25 protein-coding genes are annotated in these 24875 nt (G+C 66.1%); 17 read left to right on the top strand and 8 right to left on the bottom strand.

What is annotated here, in order from left to right; all coding sequences use genetic code 11:
* Window positions 1–56: 56 nt before the first annotated feature.
* The 13 genes from J3E61_RS27490 to J3E61_RS27550 all read left to right on the top strand — a co-directional run bounded on the left by J3E61_RS27490 (window position 57) and on the right by J3E61_RS27550 (window position 11410).
* On the top strand, window positions 57–1304 hold the full coding sequence (locus J3E61_RS27490; protein WP_210086022.1) for a glutamate-5-semialdehyde dehydrogenase: 1248 nt from the start codon (window positions 57–59) through the stop codon (window positions 1302–1304).
* A gap of 16 nt (window positions 1305–1320) precedes the next feature.
* Entirely contained in the window at window positions 1321–2196 is an 876-nt protein-coding gene (locus J3E61_RS27495) for an AAA family ATPase (protein ID WP_192723392.1), read from the top strand.
* Window positions 2196–3641 carry a VWA domain-containing protein gene (locus J3E61_RS27500; protein WP_210086023.1) on the top strand — a complete coding sequence of 482 codons (1446 nt, stop codon included), beginning with the start codon at window positions 2196–2198 and terminating at the stop codon, window positions 3639–3641. Before J3E61_RS27495 ends, J3E61_RS27500 begins: the two co-directional genes overlap by 1 nt.
* Before the next feature lie 108 nt (window positions 3642–3749).
* Entirely contained in the window at window positions 3750–4391 is a 642-nt protein-coding gene (nadD, locus tag J3E61_RS27505) for a nicotinate-nucleotide adenylyltransferase (RefSeq protein WP_210086024.1), read from the top strand.
* A complete protein-coding gene (gene rsfS / locus J3E61_RS27510) occupies window positions 4388–4756 on the top strand; it encodes a ribosome silencing factor (RefSeq protein WP_210086025.1) in 369 nt (122 codons plus the stop codon). The genes nadD and rsfS overlap by 4 nt, the downstream gene beginning before the upstream one ends.
* A complete protein-coding gene (locus J3E61_RS27515; RefSeq protein ID WP_192723388.1) occupies window positions 4753–5421 on the top strand; it encodes a histidine phosphatase family protein in 669 nt (222 codons plus the stop codon). Before rsfS ends, J3E61_RS27515 begins: the two co-directional genes overlap by 4 nt.
* Window positions 5411–6139, top strand: coding sequence for an SGNH/GDSL hydrolase family protein (locus J3E61_RS27520; protein WP_192723387.1), 729 nt, complete (start codon window positions 5411–5413; stop codon window positions 6137–6139). Before J3E61_RS27515 ends, J3E61_RS27520 begins: the two co-directional genes overlap by 11 nt.
* A 2-nt stretch (window positions 6140–6141) precedes the next feature.
* Entirely contained in the window at window positions 6142–6981 is an 840-nt protein-coding gene (locus J3E61_RS27525; protein WP_210086026.1) for a DegV family protein, read from the top strand.
* Window positions 6982–7105: 124 nt separating this feature from the next.
* Complete coding sequence (locus tag J3E61_RS27530) at window positions 7106–9622, top strand: SpoIIE family protein phosphatase (protein ID WP_210086027.1); 2517 nt, start codon at window positions 7106–7108, stop codon at window positions 9620–9622.
* Window positions 9622–9960: an STAS domain-containing protein gene (locus J3E61_RS27535; RefSeq protein ID WP_210086028.1), complete on the top strand. Its 339-nt coding sequence runs from the start codon at window positions 9622–9624 to the stop codon at window positions 9958–9960. Before J3E61_RS27530 ends, J3E61_RS27535 begins: the two co-directional genes overlap by 1 nt.
* Before the next feature lie 33 nt (window positions 9961–9993).
* Window positions 9994–10314: a winged helix-turn-helix transcriptional regulator gene (locus J3E61_RS27540; RefSeq protein ID WP_210086029.1), complete on the top strand. Its 321-nt coding sequence runs from the start codon at window positions 9994–9996 to the stop codon at window positions 10312–10314.
* Window positions 10311–10787 (top strand): SRPBCC family protein, encoded by a 477-nt coding sequence (locus J3E61_RS27545; protein ID WP_210086030.1) that lies wholly within the window; start codon window positions 10311–10313, stop codon window positions 10785–10787. The genes J3E61_RS27540 and J3E61_RS27545 overlap by 4 nt, the downstream gene beginning before the upstream one ends.
* A gap of 14 nt (window positions 10788–10801) precedes the next feature.
* Entirely contained in the window at window positions 10802–11410 is a 609-nt protein-coding gene (locus J3E61_RS27550; protein ID WP_210086718.1) for a maleylpyruvate isomerase family mycothiol-dependent enzyme, read from the top strand.
* A 5-nt stretch (window positions 11411–11415) separates the two neighbouring features.
* Here the strand turns inward: J3E61_RS27550 and J3E61_RS27555 are convergent, their stop codons facing one another.
* The 3 genes from J3E61_RS27555 to J3E61_RS27565 form a co-directional block, all read right to left on the bottom strand.
* The gene (locus J3E61_RS27555) at window positions 11416–14034 is read right to left on the bottom strand and encodes a helix-turn-helix transcriptional regulator (RefSeq protein ID WP_210086031.1); all 2619 of its coding nucleotides are present in this window, start codon (window positions 14032–14034) and stop codon (window positions 11416–11418) included.
* A gap of 63 nt (window positions 14035–14097) precedes the next feature.
* Window positions 14098–15150: a dihydrodipicolinate reductase gene (locus J3E61_RS27560; RefSeq protein ID WP_210086719.1), complete on the bottom strand. Its 1053-nt coding sequence runs from the start codon at window positions 15148–15150 to the stop codon at window positions 14098–14100.
* An 11-nt stretch (window positions 15151–15161) separates the two neighbouring features.
* Entirely contained in the window at window positions 15162–16658 is a 1497-nt protein-coding gene (locus J3E61_RS27565) for a potassium/proton antiporter (protein WP_192723380.1), read from the bottom strand.
* An 87-nt stretch (window positions 16659–16745) separates the two neighbouring features.
* Between J3E61_RS27565 and J3E61_RS27570 the strand changes: the two genes are divergently transcribed.
* Complete coding sequence (locus tag J3E61_RS27570) at window positions 16746–17438, top strand: NAD-binding protein (RefSeq protein ID WP_192723905.1); 693 nt, start codon at window positions 16746–16748, stop codon at window positions 17436–17438.
* 4 nt (window positions 17439–17442) lie between these two features.
* Here the strand turns inward: J3E61_RS27570 and J3E61_RS27575 are convergent, their stop codons facing one another.
* From J3E61_RS27575 to J3E61_RS27590, 4 genes are read right to left on the bottom strand one after another with little or no spacing between them, the layout of a single operon-like run.
* Window positions 17443–18249 (bottom strand): SDR family oxidoreductase, encoded by an 807-nt coding sequence (locus tag J3E61_RS27575; protein WP_192723379.1) that lies wholly within the window; start codon window positions 18247–18249, stop codon window positions 17443–17445.
* 2 nt (window positions 18250–18251) lie between these two features.
* The gene (locus tag J3E61_RS27580; protein ID WP_210086032.1) at window positions 18252–19805 is read right to left on the bottom strand and encodes an FAD-binding protein; all 1554 of its coding nucleotides are present in this window, start codon (window positions 19803–19805) and stop codon (window positions 18252–18254) included.
* Window positions 19802–20371: a PaaI family thioesterase gene (locus J3E61_RS27585; RefSeq protein ID WP_210086033.1), complete on the bottom strand. Its 570-nt coding sequence runs from the start codon at window positions 20369–20371 to the stop codon at window positions 19802–19804. Before J3E61_RS27585 ends, J3E61_RS27580 begins: the two co-directional genes overlap by 4 nt.
* Complete coding sequence (locus J3E61_RS27590) at window positions 20368–20859, bottom strand: flavin reductase family protein (RefSeq protein ID WP_210086034.1); 492 nt, start codon at window positions 20857–20859, stop codon at window positions 20368–20370. Before J3E61_RS27590 ends, J3E61_RS27585 begins: the two co-directional genes overlap by 4 nt.
* 101 nt (window positions 20860–20960) lie before the next feature.
* Between J3E61_RS27590 and J3E61_RS27595 the strand changes: the two genes are divergently transcribed.
* Window positions 20961–21635, top strand: a complete 675-nt coding sequence (locus J3E61_RS27595) for a helix-turn-helix transcriptional regulator (RefSeq protein ID WP_192723375.1) — start codon at window positions 20961–20963, stop codon at window positions 21633–21635.
* On the opposite strand, the gene J3E61_RS27600 is transcribed toward J3E61_RS27595, so the two are convergent.
* Window positions 21636–23339, bottom strand: coding sequence for a 3-ketosteroid-delta-1-dehydrogenase (locus tag J3E61_RS27600; protein ID WP_210086035.1), 1704 nt, complete (start codon window positions 23337–23339; stop codon window positions 21636–21638). It lies immediately after the preceding gene.
* Window positions 23340–23440: 101 nt separating this feature from the next.
* Here J3E61_RS27600 and J3E61_RS27605 point away from each other — a divergent pair, with 101 nt between their 5' ends.
* A complete protein-coding gene (locus tag J3E61_RS27605; protein ID WP_210086036.1) occupies window positions 23441–24580 on the top strand; it encodes a 3-ketosteroid-9-alpha-hydroxylase subunit A in 1140 nt (379 codons plus the stop codon).
* Window positions 24580–24870: a ferredoxin gene (locus tag J3E61_RS27610; RefSeq protein WP_210086037.1), complete on the top strand. Its 291-nt coding sequence runs from the start codon at window positions 24580–24582 to the stop codon at window positions 24868–24870. The genes J3E61_RS27605 and J3E61_RS27610 overlap by 1 nt, the downstream gene beginning before the upstream one ends.
* The last annotated feature ends 5 nt before the right edge of the window (window positions 24871–24875 follow it).

Consider the following 24875-nt stretch of genomic DNA (forward strand, 5'->3'; position numbering starts at 1 on the left):
CTCGGCCCGACCTGACACCTGTCGAGCGGCTCGGGCATGTCCGATACGCTGGGTCGATGAGTGTCCAAGCACCAGCCGTCTCCGGCTTGCGCGAGCAGGTGCACGGCGCCGCGCGGCGGGCACGCGTCGCCGCGCGCGAGTTGGCCACCTTCAGCACCGACACGAAGAACTCCGCGCTGCATGCCGCAGCCGACAATCTGCTGCGCGAGGAGGGTGCGATCCTCGCCGCCAACGCCGAGGACCTGGCTGCCGCCAAGGCGGCCGGCACCCCGGAGGCCATGCTCGACCGGCTCGCACTGAATCCGAACCGCATCGACGGCATCGCTTCGGGGCTGCGCCAGGTGGCCGGCCTGCCCGATCCGATCGGCGAGGTGTTGCGCGGGCGCACATTGCCCAACGGTCTGCAGCTTCGACAGCAGCGGGTCCCGCTCGGCGTCGTCGGCATCGTCTACGAGGGCAGGCCGAACGTCACCGTCGACGCGTTCGGGCTGACGCTCAAGTCGGGTAACGCTGTGCTGCTGCGCGGCAGTTCGTCGGCCGCGCGCTCGAATGCCGCTCTGGTCAAGGCACTTCGCGACGCGCTCGAACTCGAGAACCGCAGCCCCGATGCCGTGCAACTGCTGCCATGCGAGGACCGCGCCAGCGTCACGCACCTGATCCAGGCGCGCGGCCTCGTCGACGTCGTGATCCCGCGCGGCGGGGCCGGCCTTATCGATGCGGTGGTGCGAGACGCGACGGTGCCGACCATCGAGACCGGTGTCGGCAATTGCCATGTCTACGTTCATGAATCGGCCGATCTCGACGTGGCCGAGGACATCCTGCTGAACGCCAAGACCCGTCGGCCCAGCGTCTGCAACGCCGCCGAGTCGCTGCTGGTGGACAGGGCCATCGCCGAGCGCGCGGTGCCGCGGTTGACCAAGGCGCTGCAGGACGCCGGCGTCACCGTGCACGCCGATCCATCCGAAGAGCAACTGCGTACCGAGTTCCTTTCGATGGACATCGCGCTTGCGGTCGTCGACGGCCTCGACTCGGCGATCGCGCACATCAACGAGTACGGCACCGGACACACCGAGGCCATCGTCGCGACGAATCTCGCTGCGGCCCAACGATTCAGCGAGCGTGTCGACGCCGCCGCAGTGATGGTCAACGCATCGACCGCCTTCACCGACGGTGAGCAATTCGGATTCGGCGCCGAGATCGGCATCTCGACTCAGAAGCTGCACGCCCGCGGACCGATGGGCCTGCCCGAATTGACGTCAACCAAGTGGATTGTGTGGGGAGACGGCCACACCCGCCCGGCCTAAACAGGAGAAGACTTTCGTGAGCGTCCCCGCGCGCCCTGCGCCGCTGTTCGCCGACATCGACGATGTTTCGCGACGGCTGGCTGAGACGGGCTATCTACCCGACACCGCAACGGCCACAGCGGTATTCCTCGCTGACCGGCTGGGCAAGCCGCTGTTGGTGGAGGGTCCCGCCGGTGTCGGCAAGACCGAACTGGCGCGTGCCGTGGCACAGTGCACCGGTTCCGGGCTGGTGCGACTGCAGTGCTACGAGGGTGTCGACGAGGCGCGCGCGCTCTACGAGTGGAATCACGCCAAGCAGATCCTGCGGATCCAAGCCGGCCACGGCGACTGGGAGCAGACGAAGACCGACGTGTTCAGCGAGGAGTTCCTGCTGACGCGCCCGCTGCTGACCGCGATCCGGCGCACCGAGCCCACGGTGCTACTGATCGACGAGACCGACAAGGCCGACATCGAGATCGAGGGTCTGCTGCTCGAGGTGCTGTCCGACTTCGCAGTCACCGTGCCGGAACTGGGCACCATCACCGCCGAGCGCCCGCCGTTCGTGCTGCTGACCTCCAATGCCACCCGGGAGTTGTCCGAGGCGCTCAAGCGGCGATGCCTGTTCCTGCACATCGACTTTCCCGATCCCGATCTCGAACGCCGCATCCTGCTGTCGCGCGTTCCCGAACTGCCCGAACACCTGGCGCAGGAATTGGTGAAGATCATCGGGGTGCTGCGCGGCATGCAGCTCAAGAAGCTGCCGTCGGTGGCCGAGACCATCGACTGGGGCCGCACGGTGCTGGCGCTCGGCATGGACACCATCGACGACGAGGTGATCGCGGCGACCCTCGGCGTGGTGCTCAAGCATCAGTCCGATCAGGTCAAGGCTTCCGGGGAACTCAGGTTGAACTGATGGCCGCCCGCCGCACCCGTCCGCCTCAGCCGCTGGCCCCTCACGGTCTGCCCGGGCATTTGGTGGAGTTCGTCGAAGCGCTACGCAAGCAAGGCATTTCGGTCGGGCCGTCGGAGACCGTCGACGCCGGCCGCGTGTTGTCCGTTTTGGGCCTTGGCGACCGTGAGGCATTGCGCGAGGGCTTCGCGTGTGCGGTGTTGCGCCGCTCCGACCACCGCGACACCTACGACGCGATGTTCGACTTGTTCTTCCCCGCGGCGCTCGGCGCCAGAACGGTGCTGGAGGACGACGACGAGTCCGACGACGTCGAGCAGGGCCTGCCGCCCGAGGACATCGAAGCGCTGCGCAGCGCGCTCATCGACATGCTCAGCGAGAACGCCGATCTGGCCAACATGGACGAGCGGCTGGCGGCGATGATCGCCCAGATCGTCGAGGCTTATGGCCGCTACCAGTCCAGCCGCGGGCCGTCGTACTCGTCGTATCAGGCGCTCAAGGCTATGAGCCTGGACGACCTCGAAGGCAGGCTGCTGGCGGGGCTGCTGGCACCGTACGGCGACGAGCCGACGCCGTCGCAGGAGCAAATCGCCAAAGCGCTTGCCGCCCAACGCATCGCGCAGCTGCGCAAGATGGTGGAGGCGGAGACCAAGCGGCGCACCGCGGAGCAACTTGGCCGCGAGCACGTGCAGATGTACGGTGTCCCGCAGCTCGCCGAGAACGTCGAATTCCTGCGCGCCTCAGGTGAACAGCTGCGCAACATGCGTCGGGTGGTTCAGCCGCTGGCACGCACGCTCGCGACTCGGCTGGCCGCGCGGCGGCGCCGGTCGCGCGCCGGTGAGATCGACATGCGCAAGACGCTGCGCAAGTCGATGTCGACCGGCGGCGTCCCGATCGACGTCGTGCTCAAAAAGCCGCATCCCGCGCGGCCCGAGCTCGTCGTGTTGTGCGACGTGTCCGGTTCGGTGGCCGGCTTCAGCCATTTCACGCTGATGCTGGTGCATGCGTTGCGTCAGCAGTTCTCCAGAGTTCGCGTCTTCGCCTTCATCGACACCACCGACGAGGTGACCGGGCTGTTCGGGCCCGACTCCGATCTCGCTGTCGCGGTGCAGCGCATCACCCGCGAGGCAGGCGTGTACACCCGCGACGGTCACTCCGATTACGGCAACGCGTTCGTGTCGTTCATGGAGAAGTGGCCGAACGTGCTCTCGCCGCGCAGCTCGCTGTTGGTGCTGGGCGACGGGCGCAACAACTACCGCAACCCGGAGACCGAGCTGTTGGCCCACATGGTCAACGCCAGCAGGCACGCGCACTGGCTGAATCCCGAGCCCAAGCACTTGTGGGGCAGCGGCGACTCGGCGGTGCCGCGGTATCAGGACGTCATCACCATGCACGAATGCCGGTCGGCCAAGCAGCTGGCAGGAGTCATCGACGCCCTGCTGCCCGTCTAATCCCCGCGAACGTGGGTTACCCGCACGTCTAGAGCGGCTGAAGCGTGACGGTAACCCACGTTCGGCGCGGGGAGAGTCGCCGGCGCCCCTCCCGTAAGCTGGCTGTTTGTGACTTCGCGACGGCGGCTGGGGGTGATGGGTGGGACGTTCGACCCCATCCACAACGGCCACCTGGTCGCGGCCAGTGAGGTCGCCGATCTCTTCGAGCTCGACGAAGTGGTGTTCGTGCCGACCGGTCAGCCCTGGCAGAAGCACCACCGCTATGTGACCGCCGCCGAGGACCGCTACCTGATGACCGTCATCGCTACCGCGTCAAACCCGAGGTTCTCGGTCAGCCGGGTGGACATCGACCGCCGCGGTCCTACTTACACCAAGGACACGCTGCGCGACCTGCGGGCGCTGAACCCCGACACGGACCTCTACTTCATCACCGGCGCCGACGCACTGGCCTCGATCCTGTCGTGGCAGAACTGGGAGGACATGTTTTCGATCGCCAAATTCGTGGGCGTCAGCAGGCCCGGCTACGAACTGGACGGCAAGCACATCGCGGCTGCGGTCGCCGAACTGCCTGCGGACGCGTTGACGCTCGTCGAGGTGCCCGCGCTCTCGATCTCGTCGACGGACTGCCGCAAGCGCGCCGAGGAGAACCGGCCGATCTGGTATCTGGTGCCCGACGGCGTTGTGCAATACGTCGCGAAGCGGGACCTCTACGCTGCCCAGCCGGCGGCGACGAAAGACGGGAAGATATGACCGCCACCGATGAAGCGGTCGCCATGGCCACCGTCGCCGCGCGCGCCGCGTCCGAGAAGCTCGCGCAAGATGTCGTCATCATCGATGTGTCCGGACAGCTCGTCATCACGGACTGCTTCGTCATCGCGTCGGCGTCGAACGAGCGGCAGGTCAACGCGATCGTCGACGAGGTCGAGGAGAAGATGCGTCTCGCCGGATACAAGCCGGCCCGTCGCGAGGGCGCCCGCGAGGGCCGATGGACCCTGCTGGACTACGTCGACATCGTGGTGCACATCCAGCATCAGGACGAGCGTGACTTCTACGCCCTCGACCGGTTGTGGCGCGACTGCCCTATCGTGCCGGTGGATCTGGACGCGGCGCCATGAGGGTGCGCCGGCTGGTGATGCTGCGCCACGGGCAGACCAACTACAACGCGGGCAGCCGCATGCAGGGCCAACTCGACACCGAGCTGTCCGACCTCGGCCGCGACCAGGCCGCCGCCGCCGCGGAAGTGCTTGCGAAACGGCAGCCGCTGGTCATCGTTTCGTCGGATCTGCGGCGGGCATTGGACACCGCTGTCGCATTGGGTGAGCGGTCAGGTCAGCCGGTGCTCGTCGACACCCGGCTGCGTGAGACGCACCTCGGCGACTGGCAGGGGATGACTCATCTCGAAGTGGATGCCGCGGCGCCGGGTGCGCGGCTGGCGTGGCGCGACGACGCGCGCTGGGCGCCGCACGGCGGTGAAAGCCGTGTCGATGTCGCGGCGCGCAGCATGCCGCTGCTGGCCGAGTTGGTCGCCGACCAAACCGAGTGGGGTGTCGATGATCCCGAGCGCCCCGTGGTTCTGGTCGCGCACGGCGGGCTGATCGCGGCGTTGACGGCCGCGCTGCTTGGCCTGCCGGTCGACAACTGGCCGGCGCTCGGCGGCATGGGCAACGCCAGCTGGGTGCAGCTGTCCGGCCATTCGCGGCCCGATGCCGCTGCGGAGGACATCCGCTGGCGACTCGATGTGTGGAACGCCTCGGCTCAGGTCGCCAACGATGTCCTCTGATAAGACCCTTCTGGTCTTCTGCGACTCGCTGTCCTACTACGGCCCGACCGGCGGGCTGCCCGCCGACGATCCGCGAATCTGGCCGAATATCGTTGCCACACAACTGGGTTGGGATGTCGAGGTGATCGGCCGGATCGGTTGGACCTGTCGCGACATCTGGTGGGCGGCCACTCAGGACCCGCGGGCGTGGGCGGCGTTGCCACGGGCGGGCGCGGTGGTCTTCGCGACCGGCGGCATGGATTCGCTGCCGTCGCCGCTGCCGACAGCGCTGCGTGAGCTGATCAGATATGTCCGGCCGGCCTGGCTGCGGCGCTGGGTTCGCGACGGCTACGGTTGGGTCCAGCCCCGGCTGTCGCCGATCTCCCGCGCAGCCCTTCCTCCGCATGTTTCGGTCGAATATCTCGAAATGACCCGTGGAGCAATCGATTTCAACAGGCCGGGTATACCCGTCGTCGCGTCGCTGCCGTCGGTGCACATCGCCGAGACCTACGGCAAGGCCCACCACGGCCGCGAAGGCACGGCCAGGGCGATCACTGCATGGGCCGAGGAGCACGATGTGCCGCTCGTCGACCTCAAGGCGGCTGTAGAGGAGGAAGTGATGAGCGGTCGGGGCAACCCCGACGGTATTCACTGGAACTTCGAGGCGCACCAGGCAGTGGCCGAGCTGATGCTCAAGGCGCTCGCCGAAGCCGGCGTGCCGCAAGAGGATTCGCGGTAGTCATGCCGGTCGTCGTCGTCACCGACTCGTCGTCGCGGCTGGGGCCAGACGAGCTCAAAGAGTACGACATCCGGCAGGTGCCTCTGCACGTCTTGGTCGACGGAACTGACCTGCGTGACGGCATCGACGACGTGCCCTACGACATCCACGACCGTCCGCGCGTGACGACAGCCGGTGCCACACCCGCAGAACTCGCCGAGATCTATCAACAGGCGTTGACCGACAGCGACGGCGGCGGCGTTGTGGCCGTGCATCTTTCGGCGGCGCTGTCGAGCACCTACAGTTCGGCGGCGCTGACTGCGCGTGACTTCGGTCCCGCGGTGCGGGTGGTGAATTCGCGGTCGGCGGCGATGGGCGTGGGCTTCATTGCGCTGGCAGCCGCGCTTGCGGCGGGCTCGGGTGCCGATCTGGATGCCGTTGAAGCGGTGGCCCGTACGGCGCAGTCGCGCGGGCACGTGTTCGTCGTCGTGCACCGGCTGGACAACCTGCGACGCAGCGGGCGTATCAGCAAGGGAGCGTCGCGGCTCGGCACGGCATTGTCGCTGAAGCCGCTGCTGTGTCTCGACGTCGACGGGCGGCTCGTGCTCGATCAGCGGATCCGCACCGTGTCCAAGGCGCACGCGGCGATGGTGGAGCGGGTCGCCGAAGTCGTCGGGGAGCGGCAGGCGGCGATCGCGGTCCATCATGTCGACAATCACGACGCCGCCGACGAGATCGGCGCGGCGTTGACGACGCGGCTGCCCCAGATCGAGTCGCTTGTCGTGACCGACATGGGGCCGCTGTTGTCGGTTCACGTGGGTGGCGGCGCGGTCGGTGTTGCCGTGCAACTGGCTGAGCAGTAACCCGGTTTTACATGGGTACTCGGGCGCTTCGTTGGGTACACAGATAGGTGGCGGTCGTCCGGTTTCCAGTGTGTGGTCGCGTTCGCTGTTCCGAAGTGAGTGACTGTTAAGAGGTTTTGCGCGGATGGAAGACCCCCGGGGCGAGCGTAATCAGCTAGACGAGCTAGCGGCAGCCCGCGACCAGTTGGAACAGCTGGTGCGGGCGATCGTCGAGATCGGTTCCGACCTGGACCTGGACGTGACGCTCAAACGGATCGTCAACGCGGCGATCGAGCTGGCCGGCGCTCGGTACGGGGTGCTGAGACTGCGCGCATCAGACGGCAGCCTGGTCTCCGGCGTGCACGCGGGCATCGACGACGAGACTGCGCGTCGGCTCGGCGAGCTTCCCGTCGGCGAGGGACTGCGCCTCGATGACTTGAGCGCGCATCCGCATGGCGAGGTGCTCAGCGCACACAAGCCACCGCTACGAGCACTCCTCGGGGCGCCAATCACCGTGCGGGGCACCGATTTTGGAATTCTTTATCTTGCGGACGACCGGCCGGGCCGGGTGTTCTCCGATTCCCAGGAAGGCGCCGTCCGCGCACTGACGACGGCGGCGGCAGCCGCAATCGACAACGCTCGACTTTTCGAGAGAGAACGCGAAGCGGCGAAATGGACGAGCGCCAGCCGCGAGATCACCACCGCGCTGCTTTCCGGCGATCCCCAAATGGGACCGCTGCAGCTCATTGTGAACCGGGCGCTCGAGCTGGCCGATGCAGAGCAGGCGATATTGCTGGTGCCGCGGGAGCCTGACCTGCCAGATCAAGTCGACACGCTGGTCGTGGCCGCCACGGCGGGCCGGTACGCGTCGCAGGTGATCGGTCAGCAGGTACCGATGGACGGCTCCACCACCGGCGGCGTCGCGCGTCGCGGGATACCGCTGATCACGGACTCCTTTCAATATCCCATCGAGGGGTTCACCGATGTCGGGGAGCGCTCCGCGATCGTGATACCGCTCATCGCCGACGGCAGGGTGCTCGGGGTGATCGCCATCGCCCGTCAGCCTCAACAGACGCCGTTCGGCAACGACTACCTCGACCTCGTGAGCGACTTCGCCCGGCACGCTGCGATCGCGTTGGCACTGGCAGCAGGTCGCGAGCATGCGCTCAACCAGGAACTCGCCCAGGCCGACACCGTCGAGGACGCGTTGCGCGCCGCCGCGGAGGAACTTCGCCGACTGTGGCGGGCGCGCCGGGTACTCGCGGTCACCTTCACGACCCCGGGTGAACGAGCCGATGGTGCACCAGATGTGGTGTCGGTCGGCGAGCCGGCGACGTGGAGCGACCTGCCGCCTCAGACCCAACAGCTGATCACGGAATTGCGCGACGGCGATCTTCTCAGCTCCCCGAACACCATGCCGCCGGGCGCGACGGGCATCGCGCTGCAGCATCCCGAGGGGGTGCTTGTGGTCTGGATCGAGCTCGCTGAGCAGAGGTCGTTCACGCTGGAGGACCAGACGTTGCTGACGGTGCTGGCAGGCCGCCTCGGCCAGGGGCTGCAGCGGGTGCATCAGGTGGACAAACAGCGCGAAACCGCCCTTGCGCTGCAACACGCAATCCTCGGTCCCGCCGAGCTACCGGCCGGATTCGCGGCGCGCTATCAGGCCGCAAGTCGACCCCTCCAGGTGGGCGGTGACTGGTACGACATCGTCGAACTCGAGGACGGGCGCATCGCGCTGATCGTCGGCGACTGCGTCGGTCACGGCCTGACCGCTGCCACCGTGATGGGACAGGTGCGCAGCGCCTGCCGTGCGCTGCTGTTCAGCGACGCCAGCCCGGGGGCGGCCTTGCAGGGGATGGATCGCTTCGCTTCGCACCTTCCCGGCGCCCGATGCACCACGGTCGTCTGCGGCGTGCTCAACCCCGAGACCGGTGAGCTGGTGTACTCCAGTGCCGGGCACCCGCCGCCCATCCTCGTCGAAGCCGACGGCGCTATTCGGATTCTCGAGGACGGCCACACCATTGCGTTGGGAGTACGGCCGAACTGGTCGCGCCCCGAAGCGCGGGTGACTCTCCCGCCGCGCGCGACTCTGCTGCTCTACACCGACGGCTTGATCGAACGTCGCAGAAGCGGACTCGACGACGGTATCTCCCGAGTAGCCGAGGTGGTGCGGGACGGTCGCGCGTCAACAATGGACGATCTGGCGAACCAGATCATGTCCGGTGTCGCGCCGGCAGGCGGGTATCAGGACGACGTGGTCGTGTTGCTCTACCGCCACCCGGGCCCGCTCGCGCTTGAATTTCCAGCGCACGCAAGCCAACTCGCGCCCGCTCGGCATGCCTTACGCGGCTGGCTGAAACGAGCCATGGTCAATCCGGATCAAAGTATGGACTTACTCATTGCTGCGGGAGAGGCGGTCGCCAACGCGATCGAGCATGGTCACCGCGACAACCCGAACGGAGTCATCAGCATGGACGCGACGGCACTGGTCGACCGGGTGCACTTGACCATCACTGACTCCGGCTCGTGGAAACCTCCGCAGCCGGCGAGGGACTCCACTCGCGGTCGGGGCATCGCACTGATGCGCGGGCTCATGCAGGAGGTTGCCATCCAGCCCGGCATTGCCGGAACCACGGTTCACCTGACCGCTAGGGTCGGTTGATGTCCGCGTCGCTGACGCTCGAGATCGCGCGCGGCGACAACGGAAACCTTGTGCTCATCGCGGTCGGGGAAATCGACCTCAGCAACATCGACTCCTTCAGCGAGGCGCTCACAGACTCCACCGCGACGGCAGCGGAGAGCGGCGAACGGCTCGCCGTCGATCTCACAGCAGTCGAGTACCTCGACAGCTCAGCTATCAATGCGCTGTACCACGTAGCCGACCGCATTCACCTGATCGTCAACTCCGTGCTGATGCGCAGCCTCACCATCAGTGGCCTCGCCGAGTTGGTCGCCATCGAAGTGCCACACCCGAAGACTGCTGCACTCGACGAGCATTGATCAGCCGTATCGGTAAGTGGTAACTTACGGTTCGTGTCGACTTACCAAGATGACGTCTGGGTCGCGCTCGCCGACCGCACCCGGCGGTCGATCGTGGAACGTCTCGCACATGGGCCGATGGCGGTGGGCGAAATCGCCCGCGACCTGCCTGTCAGCAGGCCCGCGGTATCGCAACACCTGAAAGTCCTCAAACGCGCAGGCCTGGTGCGCGACCGTGCGGCAGGCACCCGACGGGTCTACCAGTTGGACCCGACGGGGCTCGAAGCCTTGCGTGCCGACCTCGACCGGTTCTGGGTGCAGGCCTTGGCCGGCTTCAAGGACACCGTCGAACATCTGGAGGGAGACGAATCATGACGCAAGCGCGACCCGTGAGCATCCGTCACGACGTGGTCGTCAACGCCCCACTCGATAGGGCGTTTCGCGTATTCACCGAGCGGTTCGGAGACTTCAAGCCGCGCGAACACAATCTGATGAACGTCCCGATCGCCGAGACGGTGTTCGAGGGCCGCGTCGGCGGACACATCTATGACCGCGGCGAGGACGGCAGCCTGTGCAAGTGGGCGCGTGTCCTCGCCTTCGAGCCGCCCAATCGCGTCGTCTTCACATGGGACATCGGGCCGACATGGCAGCTGGAAACCGACCTCACCCGGACCAGCGAGGTGGAGGTCCGGTTCATTGCCGAGTCGGCCGAGCGGACACGCGTCGAGCTGGAACACCGGCACATCGAACGCCACGGTGACGGTTGGGAGTCGGTCGCAACGGGCGTCGACGGCGACGCAGGCTGGCCGCTGTATCTCGGCCGCTACGCCGGCCTGTTCAACCAATGACGTCAACGGACACGATGCAGTTGGCGCAGGCCGAGCGTGAGGAGTTCGCCACACTGCTGGAGGGGTTGTCTGCCGAGCAGTGGGACAGTCCGACACTGTGCGAGAAGTGGCGGGTGCGCGATGTCGTCGCACACGTCATCGGTTACGACCCGCTGAGTCGCGCAGAACTGTTGCGGCGCATGGCCAAAGGCCTGATAACCCGGGGTGGCGCCAACGTGGTCGGGGTTGCGGAGTACGCATGCAAGTCGCCGGAGGAGTTGACGGCGCTGATGCGTGAGTACGCCGTGCCGCACGGGTTGACGGCGGGCTTCGGTGGCAAAATCGCGCTCACCGACGGGATGATTCACCAGCAGGACATCCGAAGGCCGCTCGGCATTCCGAGAGACATCCCTGCCGAATCATTGCGAACCGCACTGGATTTCACCACCTGGGCCCCGCGACTTCGGGGGGCTCTGCGTACTCGCGGGGTGCGTCTGGTTGCCACCGACGTCGACTGGACTTACGGCAAGGGCCCCGAGGTGCGGGGCAGTGGCGAAGCGGTGCTGATGGCGATGGCCGGCCGGCGCGTCGCGCTCGACGACCTCGACGGCCCCGGCAAAGCCAAACTGGCCCAACGGCTTTGACGGAGTCATCGCCGGGGCTTGCGAGTGCCGACTATGGCCGCGAGCTCTTCGCGAGTAGCGACGCCGGTCCGCGACATCGCCCGGTAGATATGCCCTTCGACAGTGCGGACCGATAAGGTCAGTCGCTCCGCGATCGCCTTGGCGGAAAGCCCTTCACCGACCAGCATTGCGATTTCGCGCTGGCGATCACTGATCGGCAAGGGCTCCGCTGCCTTCCGAACCGCCGGGGTGCTCAGGCCGCCGCATGTCGCGGCTAGTGACTCCGCTCGCGCCGCGCAGAGATACGCGGATCCGCGATGACCGGAGTGCCGAAAAGCCCAGGCGGCGTGGGCGGCCGAGTCGGCAGCAGCGACCAGGTCGCCCATATGCTCGTATTCATCGGATACCGCCGCGAGTTCGCCGCCGTTGCCCTCGCGTAATGCAGCGGCGAATCGTGCCGCGATGGCGGCACGCGGACCTTCGACTGTGCGGGCGAGATCGTTCAGTCGCCGCCCAGATGAACGGCCGCCGAATTGCGTCGCCGTCTGCAAGCAAAGAACCTCCGCCGCCAATTGCCCATTGTCATGGGCAGTTTCGGCGGCCGACAGCAGTGTCGAGATTGCTCTGCTGGTCGTCCCGTCAGCCGCAGCCACCCACGCCTGCGCGATCGCAAACTCGTAGTCGAGGTAGCGCCACGTCGGGTGCCGCTGTTGCTCGAGCTCACGAAGGCCGGCGGCGGCCTCATCGAGCGAACCGAGCATGGCCAGCGCGACGGTGTGCGGAAGCCGGTAGCGGTAACCCCATCCCGTTGTGTCGCCGGAGAATGCCGCGACCACCCATTCCAGCAACCCACATGCAGCGCTCAGTTGTCCGGCGGCGAGGGCGGCCATTCCGACTTGCCCGTTGCTGAAGAGTTGGGCTGGGCCGGGGAGGTCGGCCGATTGTTCTTGCAGTCGATCCGCAACCTCGCGAGCCTCTCGAATTCGGCCCGCCTGCAAGAGCGCGCAGATATGGCCATCGGCAATGATGAACCGCATCTGCGCGGCATCGAACGAACGCTCGACGATCGCGTACCCGATCTTGGCGGCCGCCACGGAGTCCGAGGTTCGGCCCGCGTCGCCGTACGCGACCGAGATCGCCATGGCAGTGCCGGCGCCCATCACGCCAGGCAACTGATCCAGTGCAAAGTTCCGCGAAATCTCGATTGCAGATTGGGGTTTACCCATCACTGCCCAATAGATCGCCAGGAAGGCATCGATCCAGGTTCGCTCAGTCGACGGAGTCTGGTATGCCGCCTCGTCGATCAAGCTCTTGGCGCCTGCGGGGTCACGGCGCGTGAAAAGGGTGACGTGGGACCGAAGGAAGGCCAACCGGGCGCGGTCGGCGTCGGTCAGCTCTTCTTCTGGACAGGCGGCGAGCACCGCGATTGCTTCGTCGCCGCGGCTCAGAAACGCAAGTACATGCGCGCGAACGAAATTCGCCTCAGGTCCCGCGCCCGCGCGAATGGCCGCCTCCGCGAGTCGCTCGGCGAGAGCAATATCGGCAAGCCACACCGCACCCTGGGCAGCCCGAAGCAACAGGTCTGCATCGGGCTCGAGGTCGGACTCCATACTCAGCGTGGCACGACGCACCACTGTTCGCGGGTCGTTGCCGCTGTGCCCCTTGGCCAATTCGGCGGCAACCAACCCGCGCAACCGCCGCAGCCTGGAAACCGCTGCGCGGTTACGGCGCACCTCGCCGTAGAGGGGATGTGCCAGCCGAACCTCGACCCCGTCGTCGACGGATTCGATCGCGATGAGCCCACGGCGGTCGGCCTCCTCGACCGCAGCCGAATCGGTGATTCGGCCAAGCGACGCGAGTTCGATCGGCTGACCGACCGCGAGTGCGTCGATAACATCGCTGACCGCGACAGGTAGGGACCCGATTCGGGATTCGATCATCGTGACCAAGCTTGGTGGTAGGACGGGCTCGCCGGTCCATTGCCATCGGCCATGCTGGTGTATCAATCGCCCGTCCGCGATCTCGCGTTCGACGATGTTGCGTACGTAAAGAACATTGCCGCGGGTCAGGCGCCATACCGTCTGCACGACGCCAGGGTCGATCAGACCGCCAAGAGTCGCGGCGAGCAGCGCGGCGGTGTCGTCATGTGACAACGGCGGAAGGTCGAGTTGTTCGAAATGGCCACCGGACCAGATCTCACGCGTCGCCTGCGGAACCGGGTCACCATCGCGAACGGTGAGCACGACCTTTGCGGACCGGCGCTGGACGATCTGGTGCACGACGAACGTCGACAGATCATCGAGCAGATGAACGTCGTCGACTCCGATGGCGACCGTGCGGCCTGGTGAGGCCGAGGTAAGGGCGTCGATCACACTGCGGACCAGTTGCAGGGCGTCGGTGACATTCGGCTCCACCCAGGCGGCAAACGCCCCGGCCGGAAGCTTCCCCGCCGACGACGTACCGACGGCCCAACGAGTTTCACATCCGCTCGCCGCGGCAAGGGCGAGTGCTTCACGAGCGATCCGGCTCTTGCCGACACCAGCTGGCCCGCTGATCACGATCCCGCCGATGTCAGCGTCGGCAATGGCGGCCTCGATGGCTCGCAGTTGTTCCGAGCGGCCGGTCAGCGGCCACGCCAAACGCATACACCCAGCGTAGGAGCGGCCGGCCCTCGCGCGTGTGGCAAACGCCGGGATGAGCGGCCCGTCCTACACCGCAAACCGGCCGGTGACCGGTGGCAGATCTTTCAGCGTCACGATGCCTGGCGGTGCGGCGACGACCGCGGGTACCGCGTTGGTCACCGGCATCGCCGTGTAGATCATGCCGAGGCCCATGAACCCCGGCTCGGTCCAGTCCTTCGGCGGCAGGCAGTGCAGCACGGTCCGCATGTTGGGCAGCCCGAACACCTGGATCACGTGGCCGTGCTCCAGCGGCTTGGGCGGGGTGACGTGATCGCCCATGGTCCAGTTGAAGCCGACGCTGACGACATTGCGGTCGCCGACCCAGCCGCGGTGATAGCCGTACACGCTCGCCACCGTGCCCTTCGGGATCTGCATGAAACCCAGATCGGTGTCACCGGTGGCCGCCGTGAACTGCACGTCGAACGTCATCCGGTCGAGCTTGGCGCCGATCGCATCGGCCATCATCGCGGCCGATTCGGCGAAGACCTCACTCTCGCGCCGCACGCTCTCGGCCAGACCGGGCGTATCCGGGTCCTGGGAGAACCCCATCGCGGTTTGGGTGCCCGCCGATTCGTAGGTCGAGCAGTCCACCGACTCGGTGATGCGGATTTCGTCGACCCGTTCACACGATCCGCTGAGCACCATGCCGACCAGGTTCGTCATACCGGGATGGGCTCCGCTGCCGAAGATCGTGGAATTGCCCTTCTCGCAAGCTTTTCGGATGCGCTCCAGGTCCTCGGGCGACTGCTTTCCGCCGGTGATCCACGCCGCGCTGGAGCAGACGTTGACGCCGGACTCGAGCAGTCGGGCCAACTCGTCGATGTCGGGCCACAGCGGGTTGTAGCAACAGGCGTCGGGCTTCGTGGCGAGCAGCGCGTCGATGTCGTTGGTGGCCGCGATACCGGTGGGCTCGGGCCAACCCGAGAGTTCGGCGGCGTCGACGCCGATCTTGTCGGCGCCGTGCGCGTACACCCCGACCAGTTCCATGTCGTCGCGGCCGATGATCGCGTGCAGCGAGCGCCGTCCGATGTTTCCGGTGGTCCACTGAATGACGCGTAGTGGCCGGTTCGTCATCAACATCTCCTTTGAGGTCAATCTGCTTCGCCGTACTCATCGAACCAGTAGGCGAGTTTGCCGCGCCGACTCACCGCCCGAAGTCGGCGTTCTGCAATCGCGCGCGTCTTCGTGGTGGTGACGATGAGCAGTTCATCACCGATCTCGATGCGGGTGTCGGGCTGCGGAACGAACGTATGGCCGTCGCGGATGATCAGGGTGATGACGCTCGGGTCGGGCAGCCGCAACTCGAGGACTGTGACGTTGTGCAGTCGCGACGGCGCCTGGACCGTCATGGTCAGCAACTCGGCATCCAGCACGTCCAGCGGTGCGGCTTCCACCTGGATCTCCCTGGTGGCGTCACGCGGGATCAGCCCCAGCCGGTGGGCCAGCGGACGCAGGCTCGGTCCCTGCACCACGGTGAACAGCACCACCAGGATGAACACGATGTTCAGAATGCGCAGGCTGTCGGGGACGCCGCCCACGATCGGGAAGGTCGCCAGCACGATCGGGACGGCGCCGCGCAGGCCTGCCCAGGACAGAAACACTTGCTCGCGCCAGGGCACCCGGAATCCGGCCAGCGAGATGACGACGGAGAGCGGTCGTGCGACCAACAGCAAGACCAGACCGATGACGATCGCCGGTATCAGCTCAGCACCGAGGTCGCTGGGGTCGACGAGCAGACCAAGCAGGACGAACAGGCCGATCTGTGCGAGCCAGCCGAGCCCTTCGGCGAACGACCGGATGGCCGAACGGTGCGGCAACCCCGAGTTCGCGAGCACGACCGCGGCCAGATAGGCGGCGAGGAACCCGCTGGCATGAGCGGTCCCGGCCGCGGCGAACGCGACCATACCCAGTCCGAACGTCGCAAGCGGATAGAGGCCGGAGGCCGGAAGTGCGATGCGGCGCAACGCGAACGCGCCGAGTATGCCGCAGCCCAAGCCGATCGCGGCCCCGACAGCCAACTCGTAGACCAACTCGGCGAGCGCGTGCACCGGTGACAGGTGCAGCGGGGTCACGCTGAACATCAGCACGAGGATGACGGCGGGCGCGTCGTTGAATCCCGACTCGGCTTCCAGCAGCCCGGCGACGCGGCGCGGCAATGGCACGACTCGCAGCACCGAGAACACCGCCGCGGCATCGGTGGACGACACGACGGCTCCGATCAGCAGTGCCAGTTGCCAGTCCATTCCGAGCAACAGATGCGCCCCTGCGGCGGTGACCGCCATGCTGACCGCGATGCCCACCGTGGCCAACGCGCCTGCCGGCGCCAATACCCGTCGCACGTCGGCGAACTTCGTCGTCAGGCCGCCTTCGATCAGAATGATCGCCAACGCCACCGTGCCGAGGTGATCGGCCAGCAGATAGTTGTCGAAATGCAGGCCAAGGCCGTCTTCGCCGACGATGACGCCAACGCCCAGGAACAGCAGCAGGCTGGGCAGGCCGACCCGGGTGCCAAGCCGCGTCGCGACGATGCTGGCCAGCAGCACGACTCCACCGGCGAGAAGCGCGAGGTACAGCTGCTGCAAGCTCATGTCATGGGTCAGTATGACTTTGTGCTTCGCGGGAGGTGGCGGTCGAAGGGTCAAAAGCAGTTGGCGCATGCCGAGGATAGGCCGACGATGCGGATCGGCATCGCAGGTGCCGGCGCCGTCGGCCGATCGGTCGCCCGTGAACTGCTTGACTATGGCCACCGGGTCTTGCTGATCGAGCGCAACCGCGGACACTACGAACCGCACACGGTTCCTGCGGCCGAATGGCTGCTCGCCGACGCGTGCGAGCTTGTCTCGCTTGAAGAATCGGGATTGCAGACGTGCGAGGTGATGATCGCCGCGACCGGGGACGACAAGGTGAACCTCACCGCGGCGCTGCTGGCCAAGACCGAGTTCGGCGTGCCGAGGGTGGTTGCCAGGGTCAATGAGATGCGCAACGAGTGGCTGTTCACCGATGCGTGGGGTGTCGACGTCGCGGTCTCCACACCCCGCGCGATGGTGGCAGGTGTCGAGGGGGCTATCGACATCGGACACCTCGTGCGGTTGATGCAACTTCGCGAGGGCCAGGTGAACCTCGCGAAGCTCACGCTGCCCGAGGGCAACGCATTTGTCGGGCAACGGATTCGTGAGTTGGCCTTGTCGCAGAACACCGCGCTGGCCGCCGTCCTGCGTGGCAGTGAAGTGCTCCTGCCGACAGCAGATGAGGTGCTGCAGGTGGGCGACGAGATGCTGTTCGTCGCAGGCGGGGCATTGGACGACGAGGTTCGGGCGCTCGTGCGAGCCGCTGCGGCGCCGGTTCGACGCCGCCGTACCGACGGATGACCGGCTACATGTGGGTGCCGCCGTCGATGCGGACCTCTGTTCCGGTCACGAAGTAGGCGTCCGACGAGGCGAGCATCGCGACGACTGCGGCCACGGCGTCCGGCCTGGCGAACATGCCGCCGTCCTCGAGCGGTAGCACCGGCGTGATCTTGCCGAACAGCGAGAAGTCCGCATCCGTCGGCAGTCCGGGTCCGATGCTCTGCTTGGATTCACCCGTGCCGTCGGTCATCCCGGACGAAATCGAGCCCGGCTGAACAGCATTGAAGCGGATCCGGTCCTTGGCGAATTCCAGGGCCAGCGCGTGAGTCATCGCTTGGACGCCCGCCTTGGACGCGGCGTAGGCCGACATGTACGGGTGGGAGAAGGACGCCGAGGTAGAGCTGAAGTTGACGACTGCCGGATCGTTTCCGCCACGCAACGCGGGCAGCGCCTCGCGGATCACCAGGAACGTGCCGACGAGGTTTATCCGCAGCACCTGCTCGAAGTCGGCAAGCGTGGTGTCGAGGAAGTGCGATGACCGCAGGATCCCCGCGGCGTTGACCAGGGCGTCCAACCCGCCGAGCGCACCGACCGCCTCGGCGACGCCGTCCTTGACGGATTCCTCGCTCGCGACGTCGATGACCACGCTGCTGAGCCGATCGCCGTGCGGTTCGGCCTTGGCGACGGTGTCCTTCAGGCCGGATTCGCTGATGTCGGCCGCGACGACCCGGCCGCCTTCGTCCAGAATGCGCAACACGGTGGCCTGCCCGATGCCGGAGCCGCCGCCGGTGATCAGGACGCGACGGTCGGTGTATCGCTGAAGTGATGCCATGGTCAGTTCCTCTCAGATGAGATGTGAGTTGTCATGTCGAGTGCGGCGAGGTGGCTGAACAACATTGACGCGCCGATCGGGATGCCGCCGCCCGGATAGACGGTGCCGGTGACCGCGGCCATGGTGTTGCCCGCAGCATAGAGGCCGCCGATCGGGTTGCCGTCGGCATCGAGCACGCGGGCGTGGCTGTCGGTGACGAGTCCGCCCTTGGTACCGAGATCGGACAGCCCGAACGCCGCGGCGTGGTACGGCGCGGCGTCGATCGGCACCATCGGCGACTTGCCGCCCGAAAACGCGCGGTCGTACGCCTCGTCGCCGCGGCCGAAGTCGTCGTCTGCCCCCGCCGCGACGAACTCGTTGTAGCGCTTGACCGTCTCGACCAGGTTGTCGGCATTCACACCGAGTTTCGCCGCGAGCTCGGGCAGGGTGTCCGCGGTGTGCCACAGACCGGCGTCGACGTACTGCTCGGCATCGACCATCGACACGTTAGTGGCCTTCACCGGCGGAACGAGGCCCTCTCGGTCGTCGTAGATCATCCAGAACGGCAAAGTCATTGCGCCGCTGGAGATCTGCTCGATGATCGCCTTGCCGATCCGGTCGTAGGGTGCGGATTCGTTGACGAAGCGCTTACCGTCCTGGCCGACGAAGATGCCTCCGGTGAACCACAGCGAGAACGCCGAGCGCCCGTCGGGATGGGTGAACCCGGGCGACCACCACGCCTGGTCCAACAGGTCGGTCGCAGCACCCGCGGCCATGCCCGCCTCGAGCGCCAGACCCAGATTGCTTGGCGCGCCCATCGTGTCACGCGCGTCGCCGGGTATGCCGAAGCGTTCGCGCAGCGCCGGATTGTTCTCGAATCCGCCTGCAGCGAGGAGGACGCCGGCGCGGGCGCGGATAGCGCGGCGGCCGCCGTCGTCTTCGACCACTGCGCCAACGACCCCATCCTCGGAAGTGATCAGTTCCACCAGCGGGCTGTTGAGACGCAGCGAAGCGTGCGGATATGAGGTGATCGCCGAGAGCAGTCGGCCTATCAGCGCCCGCCCACCGATCAGATACTTCGGCACCTGCGCACCGAGCCGTTCTCTGTCCAGCGGGCCGCGTATCCGGTCGGCAAGCTCGCCAAGCCGTTGGGCGGGAAGCGGTTTCATCACCGTGTGCCGCATCCCGTCGAGACGCGCATGCGGAAGGCTGCCGTAGTAGTCCGGCCAGGGCAGGATGTCGAACTCGAAATGGTCGTCTGCTTCGAGGTAGGCGACCAGTTCGGCGCCGCCGTACACGTACGCACGCTGCAGTTCTATCGGAGTGCGGTCGCCGACGGCGGCGTGGAAGTACTCGAACGCGTCGTCGAGGGTGTCGTCGGCGCCTGCCCGACGTAGCACCGGGTTGCAGGGGAACCACATGCCGCCGCCACCGGAGTATGCGGTGGTGCCGCCGAACAGCTCACTGGCCTCCAGCACCACGACCGACAGTCCTTCGCGGGCCGCGGTGTACGCGCCGACCAGGCCGCCGCCGGAGCCGGCGACGATCACATCGGTTTCGTCGTCCCAGGTCGTCAATGCTCGGCTTTCTTCGGATGGATGAACACGCCCTCAGCTTGAACGGTGACGCCCTCCGCGTCAGCGATATGCCCGACTGCGAATGTCTTCGATCCCTCCGTCCGCTCGACGTGCGCCTCCGCACGCAACTGTTGTCCGAGCGGAGTGCCGCGTACATACCGCAGTGTCAGCGTGCCGGTGTACGCCGGCTTGCCTGGCAGATGCGCGATGGCGCCCAGCACGTGGTCGAGAATCATCGCGCACACCCCGCCGTGCACGTGTCCGGCTGGGCCTTCGTACGCGGCCCCGAGGACGAACTCCGTCCACACGAACCCCTCGGCGTCATCGTTGATTCTCAAGGGCGGCGCGACCGGGTTGCGGTCGCCGATCACCACGTTGCCTAATGCCCTGCTCTGACCGTCGGCCATCTGCCGCACCCCGAATGATCCGGGCATCAGCGATACGCTCAATTGTGCTGTCGCCCAGTCGATTTGACTCTGCACGGTCGTCAAGGTTGCGTCGTCGACCTCAGTGCGGATGGTCGCGTCGATGAGCCGCCGCACCGACTGCGCAAGCCGTTCGTTCACGCGAACCCGCCATAGCCGCCTCGATAGAACAGCAACGGTCGGCGACCTTTCGAGGCGCGCAGACCGGTGACGTGCGCGACGACGATCGTGTGGTCGCCCGCCGTGTGCTCGAATTCGAGATCGGCTTCAATCGTCGCGAGTGCGCCCGCCAGCACAGGTGCGCCGTTGTCACCACGGCTCCAGTCGATTCGGGCGAACTTGTCGCCGCCACTGACGCCGAACTGTGCGCACACGTGATGCTGGTCGGCGGAAAGGATGTTGATACACAACCGTCCGGTCGCCCGAATGGCCGGCCAGCTCGAGGACGTCCGCGCCGGGCAGAACGAAACATAGGGCGGATCCAAGGACACCGATGTGACCGACTGGCAGGCGAAGCCCACCGGGCGGTCACCGTCGTGCCCCGTGATGACTGCCACGCCGGTACAGAAATGGCCGAGCACGGCCCTCATCGTCGCCGGGCTTGGCGTGTCGAGTCTGGTGGTGGTCATGCTTGGAAGCGTGCGGGCCTGCACTGAGCTACCGCAACACGGCGTCCCGGCCAGTGGTGAGTGACGCTTTCGGCTGTGACCAGTGTTGTTAGTCTGAAAAAATGGCAGACGGCGATCCACCGGGCAAGCCAAATCTGGCGGCCACCAGCTGGGCGCTGCTGGGCATGCTGTCGTATGAGTACGAGCTTTCGGGTTATGACATCCGGAAGTGGATCGAATGGAGCATGCGGTTCTTTTACGGAAGCCCGGCATACAGCCAGATCTACTCCGAACTCAAGAAGCTGGAGCAACTCGGCCTGGTCACGTCGCGCGTCGAGAACAGCGGCAACACCCGCAATCGCAGGCTGTACAAAATCACCGAGGCTGGGCTGGAAGCGGTGACGCGGTGGGCCAACGAAGCACCCCTCGACCCGCCCGTGCTCAAACACAGCCCACTGCTGCGAGTGACGTTGGGACACCTCACCGACCCGACGAGGCTGAAAGAGATTCTGCAGGAGCACCTGGCCTATGCCGACGACATGCATCGGCAGGCCGCCAAGGATGCCAAATGGGCCGGGGCCGATCCGTCGTGGGCGTACGCGCGGGTGGCGCTGCGATGGGCCGAGCGGTACTACGCCAACGAGCGTGAGCTGACGTTGAAGATGATCAAGGAGCTCGACGAGGCGGACGCCGAGTTTCCTCGCGTCGGTGACAGTGGACGGACGAAGGTTCCTTGGCCTGCACCGGAATACTGGTACGAGATCGAGAAGAAGGCCGACGCAGAAGACTCCGACTGACTACTTGCCTGCCGCGTCGTGCGCGGCGATGTAGCCGTAGACCAAACCCTGCGCGATCGTGGCGCCTGCACCCGGATAGGTGGCCCCGAAGGCGTTGGCGGCGGTGTTGCCGATCGCATACAACCCGTCGATCACACTGCCGTCTTCGCGTAGCACCCTGGCACGTTCGTCGACCCGCAGGCCGCCACAGGTGCCCAGGTCGCTGAGCACCATTTTCACCGCGTAGAACGGGCCTTCGCTCAGCGCGCGCAGATTCGGGTTGGGGGTGATAGTGGGATCGCCGTAGTACCGGTCATAGGCGCTTCGTCCGCGATGGAAATCGGAATCATGTCCGGCGCAGCACATTTCGTTGAACCGGGAGAATGTCGCAAGCAATGTCTCCTGGGAGACACCGATCAGGCGGCCAAGCTCAGCGATGCTGTCGGCCCGGCGGGCGATGCCCGCGTCATACCACGCCTGGGGGATGCGCATCCGCGGAAAGAGTTCGGCGCCAAAGACGTAGCTGTTGCGATACTTCTGATCGAACACGATCCACATCGACTCGACGGGCGTGCCTGCGCGTTCGAGTTCTAACACACGCTGCCCGAACGACATGTAGTCGGTCGCCTCGTTGACGAACCGGCTGCCGTTCTGGTCGACGATCAGCGAACCCGGAAGCGACCGCTCGGCCAGCATCACCACCGGGGCGCCGCCAGGCAGGGGGGCGACAGCAGGAAACCACCAGGCCTGGTCCATGAGATCGATTGCGGCCCCGACATCTTGGGCCATCCGTATGGCGTCGCCGGTGTTGGACTCTGCGCCAAGGCTGGCATGCTCCCCGAGGGATTCCGACTGGAACTTCCACCGCATGTCCATGCTGTGGTCGAAACCCCCAGCGGCGAGCACGATCCCGTTGCGCGCTGTCACCGTGAACTGCTTTCCATCGTGTAGTACTACGGCGCCGGTGACCTCGGCGCCATCAGTCGTCAGCCGCACCAACGAGGTGTCCGTCCACACGCCGATGCCGGCTCGCAGTACACCCGCGAACAGGCCCGCGGCCAGCGCCTGACCACCGGCCGCGTAGTGGCGGCCGAGCAGCAGGCCACCGACTCCCTGTCCCAGCCGCTTGACGATCAACGGAATGCCCTTTCGCGGCACCCGTGCCATCAGATTCATCCAGCGGTAATCGGCACCGGTCGTCGGCATGGGAATCGACGCCTTCATGACGCCGGGACGCAGTCGGGAGCGGTAACGACCCAGCACCGAGGTATTGAACGGCTTGCTCTCGCAAGTGCGCCCCGCCGCCGTTCCTCCTGGCTGCTCGGGGTGATAGTCGGAGTACTCCCGTGCCCACATGAATCGCAGCGGTGTGGTGCGCCGCAGCATCTCCACCGTCTCCGCGAGGTGCGCAAGGAAGGCCGTCGAGCGTTGTGGAGGGGCCGTGCCGGCCACGACCGACTCGAGATAGGTGTCGGCACGCGCCATCGTGTCGCCCGCGCCGTTCTCCTCGAGGACCGGGCTCGCCGGAAACCACAGCGCGCCGCCCGAGCGCGCGGTGGACCCGCCGACATAGGCCGATTTCTCCACGATCAGCACCTTCAGCCCACGCTCTGCGGCAGCCAACGCCGCGGCCATGCCCGTGCCGGAACCGATGACGAGCAAGTCAACCGTCGTGTCACCGATCGGTAGGCCCGCGGGAATGGCCGCACTTTGAGCAGAGGTCACGGGTGTGACGGTAAGTCGCAGAAACGGCGCGGCGGCGCACTTCTCCCTTCTAGCGGGACGATCGCCTCCGTCACCGGTCCTGCGACGGTAGAAACAAGGTCATGACGTTGCAGTCAGATACTGACGAGATTCGGCAGATCGAGGCCGAAGCGGCTCCCACTCGATTCGCCCGCGGCTGGCATTGTCTTGGTTTGACCAGGGATTTCGGCGACGGCAAACCGCATGGGATCAATGCGTTCGGCAAGAAGTTGGTGGTGTTCCGCAGCGGGGACGGCCGGATCAACGTGCTCGACGGCTACTGCAGGCACATGGGCGGCGACCTGTCCCAGGGCGAGGTGAAGGGCGACGAGATTGCGTGCCCGTTCCACGACTGGCGCTGGGGAGGCGACGGCCGGTGCAAGAAGGTGCCGTACAGCAAGCGGGTGCCGAGGCTGGCCCGCACCGCGACGTGGACGACCCTCGAGCAGGACGGGATGTTGTTCGTGTGGAACGACCCCGAGCACAATCCGCCGCCGCCGGAGGTGAGAATCCCCCGCATCGAGGGCGCCACCAGCGACGAGTGGACGGACTGGCACTGGTACACCACCGTCGTGCACATCAACTGCCGCGAGATCATCGACAACGTCGTCGACATGGCGCACTTCTTCTACATCCACGGATCATTGCCCACACATTTCAAGAACATCTTCGAAGGCCACGTCGCCACTCAGTACATGAATGGGGCGGGCCGCCCGGACATCGGCGACCCGGGGGAGTCGCAGATGCTTGGAACCACCTCGGTGGCATCGTATTTCGGCCCCTCGTTCATGATCGACGACCTGACCTATCACTATCCCGACGTGGATCACAAGACTGTGCTGATCAACTGTCACTATCCGATCGACGCGAATTCCTTTGTGCTGCAATACGGCATCATCGTCAAGAAGTCGGAGGCGCTGCCCGACGATCTCGCGATGGAAACCGCGATCGGTCTTGGGGACTTCGTCAAGATGGGTTTCGAGCAGGATGTCGAGATCTGGAAGAACAAGGCGCGCATCGACAATCCGCTGTTGTGTGAAGAGGATGGTCCCGTTTACCAGCTCCGCCGATGGTACGAGCAGTTCTACGTCGATGTCGCCGATGTGCAGCCCGATATGGTCGATCGCTTCGAATACGAGCTCGACACCACCAGCCCGTACGAAGAGTGGATGAAGGTGGTCAACGCCAACCTCGCTGCGAGGACGGCCGCGGGGACCACCTGATGACCGTGCGGCCCGACAATCGGTACGCCGACTGCCCGATGGCGCCGGTGGCCTGCCGCCGTTGCGGGGCTTGTGTGCTGGCCCGCAAGAGCAGCTGGAACCAGACAAGTGTGCAGTGGAATCGCGAGGCGTCGGCCCGCTGCCACGAGCGCCGCGATGCCGAGAACCTCGCCGCGCACGCGGCACGAGGCTTGTTCCTGGCCTGTTCGGCACTGAGCGATTCGATTGTCGAGGCCGTGCGCAACGGCGATCTGCCGGTAGTAGACGAGACGGTGCCGGTGACGACGTAACTTCG

The organism is Mycobacterium sp. OAE908 (assembly GCF_017872775.1).
Classification (GTDB): Bacteria; Actinomycetota; Actinomycetes; order Mycobacteriales; family Mycobacteriaceae; genus Mycobacterium.

What these genes read in the sequence shown, in the direction of transcription:
- J3E61_RS27490 (WP_210086022.1), top strand. Translation starts at nt 57, where the DNA reads ATGAGTGTCCAAGCACCAGCCGTCTCCGGCTTGCGCGAGCAGGTGCAC.
- J3E61_RS27500 (WP_210086023.1), top strand. Translation starts at nt 2,196, where the DNA reads ATGGCCGCCCGCCGCACCCGTCCGCCTCAGCCGCTGGCCCCTCACGGT.
- rsfS (WP_210086025.1), top strand. Translation starts at nt 4,388, where the DNA reads ATGACCGCCACCGATGAAGCGGTCGCCATGGCCACCGTCGCCGCGCGC.
- J3E61_RS27515 (WP_192723388.1), top strand. Translation starts at nt 4,753, where the DNA reads ATGAGGGTGCGCCGGCTGGTGATGCTGCGCCACGGGCAGACCAACTAC.
- J3E61_RS27520 (WP_192723387.1), top strand. Translation starts at nt 5,411, where the DNA reads ATGTCCTCTGATAAGACCCTTCTGGTCTTCTGCGACTCGCTGTCCTAC.
- J3E61_RS27525 (WP_210086026.1), top strand. Translation starts at nt 6,142, where the DNA reads ATGCCGGTCGTCGTCGTCACCGACTCGTCGTCGCGGCTGGGGCCAGAC.
- J3E61_RS27530 (WP_210086027.1), top strand. Translation starts at nt 7,106, where the DNA reads ATGGAAGACCCCCGGGGCGAGCGTAATCAGCTAGACGAGCTAGCGGCA.
- J3E61_RS27535 (WP_210086028.1), top strand. Translation starts at nt 9,622, where the DNA reads ATGTCCGCGTCGCTGACGCTCGAGATCGCGCGCGGCGACAACGGAAAC.
- J3E61_RS27545 (WP_210086030.1), top strand. Translation starts at nt 10,311, where the DNA reads ATGACGCAAGCGCGACCCGTGAGCATCCGTCACGACGTGGTCGTCAAC.
- J3E61_RS27550 (WP_210086718.1), top strand. Translation starts at nt 10,802, where the DNA reads ATGCAGTTGGCGCAGGCCGAGCGTGAGGAGTTCGCCACACTGCTGGAG.
- J3E61_RS27555 (WP_210086031.1), bottom strand. Translation starts at nt 14,034, where the DNA reads ATGCGTTTGGCGTGGCCGCTGACCGGCCGCTCGGAACAACTGCGAGCC.
- J3E61_RS27560 (WP_210086719.1), bottom strand. Translation starts at nt 15,150, where the DNA reads ATGTTGATGACGAACCGGCCACTACGCGTCATTCAGTGGACCACCGGA.
- J3E61_RS27565 (WP_192723380.1), bottom strand. Translation starts at nt 16,658, where the DNA reads ATGAGCTTGCAGCAGCTGTACCTCGCGCTTCTCGCCGGTGGAGTCGTG.
- J3E61_RS27570 (WP_192723905.1), top strand. Translation starts at nt 16,746, where the DNA reads ATGCGGATCGGCATCGCAGGTGCCGGCGCCGTCGGCCGATCGGTCGCC.
- J3E61_RS27575 (WP_192723379.1), bottom strand. Translation starts at nt 18,249, where the DNA reads ATGGCATCACTTCAGCGATACACCGACCGTCGCGTCCTGATCACCGGC.
- J3E61_RS27590 (WP_210086034.1), bottom strand. Translation starts at nt 20,859, where the DNA reads ATGACCACCACCAGACTCGACACGCCAAGCCCGGCGACGATGAGGGCC.
- J3E61_RS27595 (WP_192723375.1), top strand. Translation starts at nt 20,961, where the DNA reads ATGGCAGACGGCGATCCACCGGGCAAGCCAAATCTGGCGGCCACCAGC.
- J3E61_RS27605 (WP_210086036.1), top strand. Translation starts at nt 23,441, where the DNA reads ATGACGTTGCAGTCAGATACTGACGAGATTCGGCAGATCGAGGCCGAA.
- J3E61_RS27610 (WP_210086037.1), top strand. Translation starts at nt 24,580, where the DNA reads ATGACCGTGCGGCCCGACAATCGGTACGCCGACTGCCCGATGGCGCCG.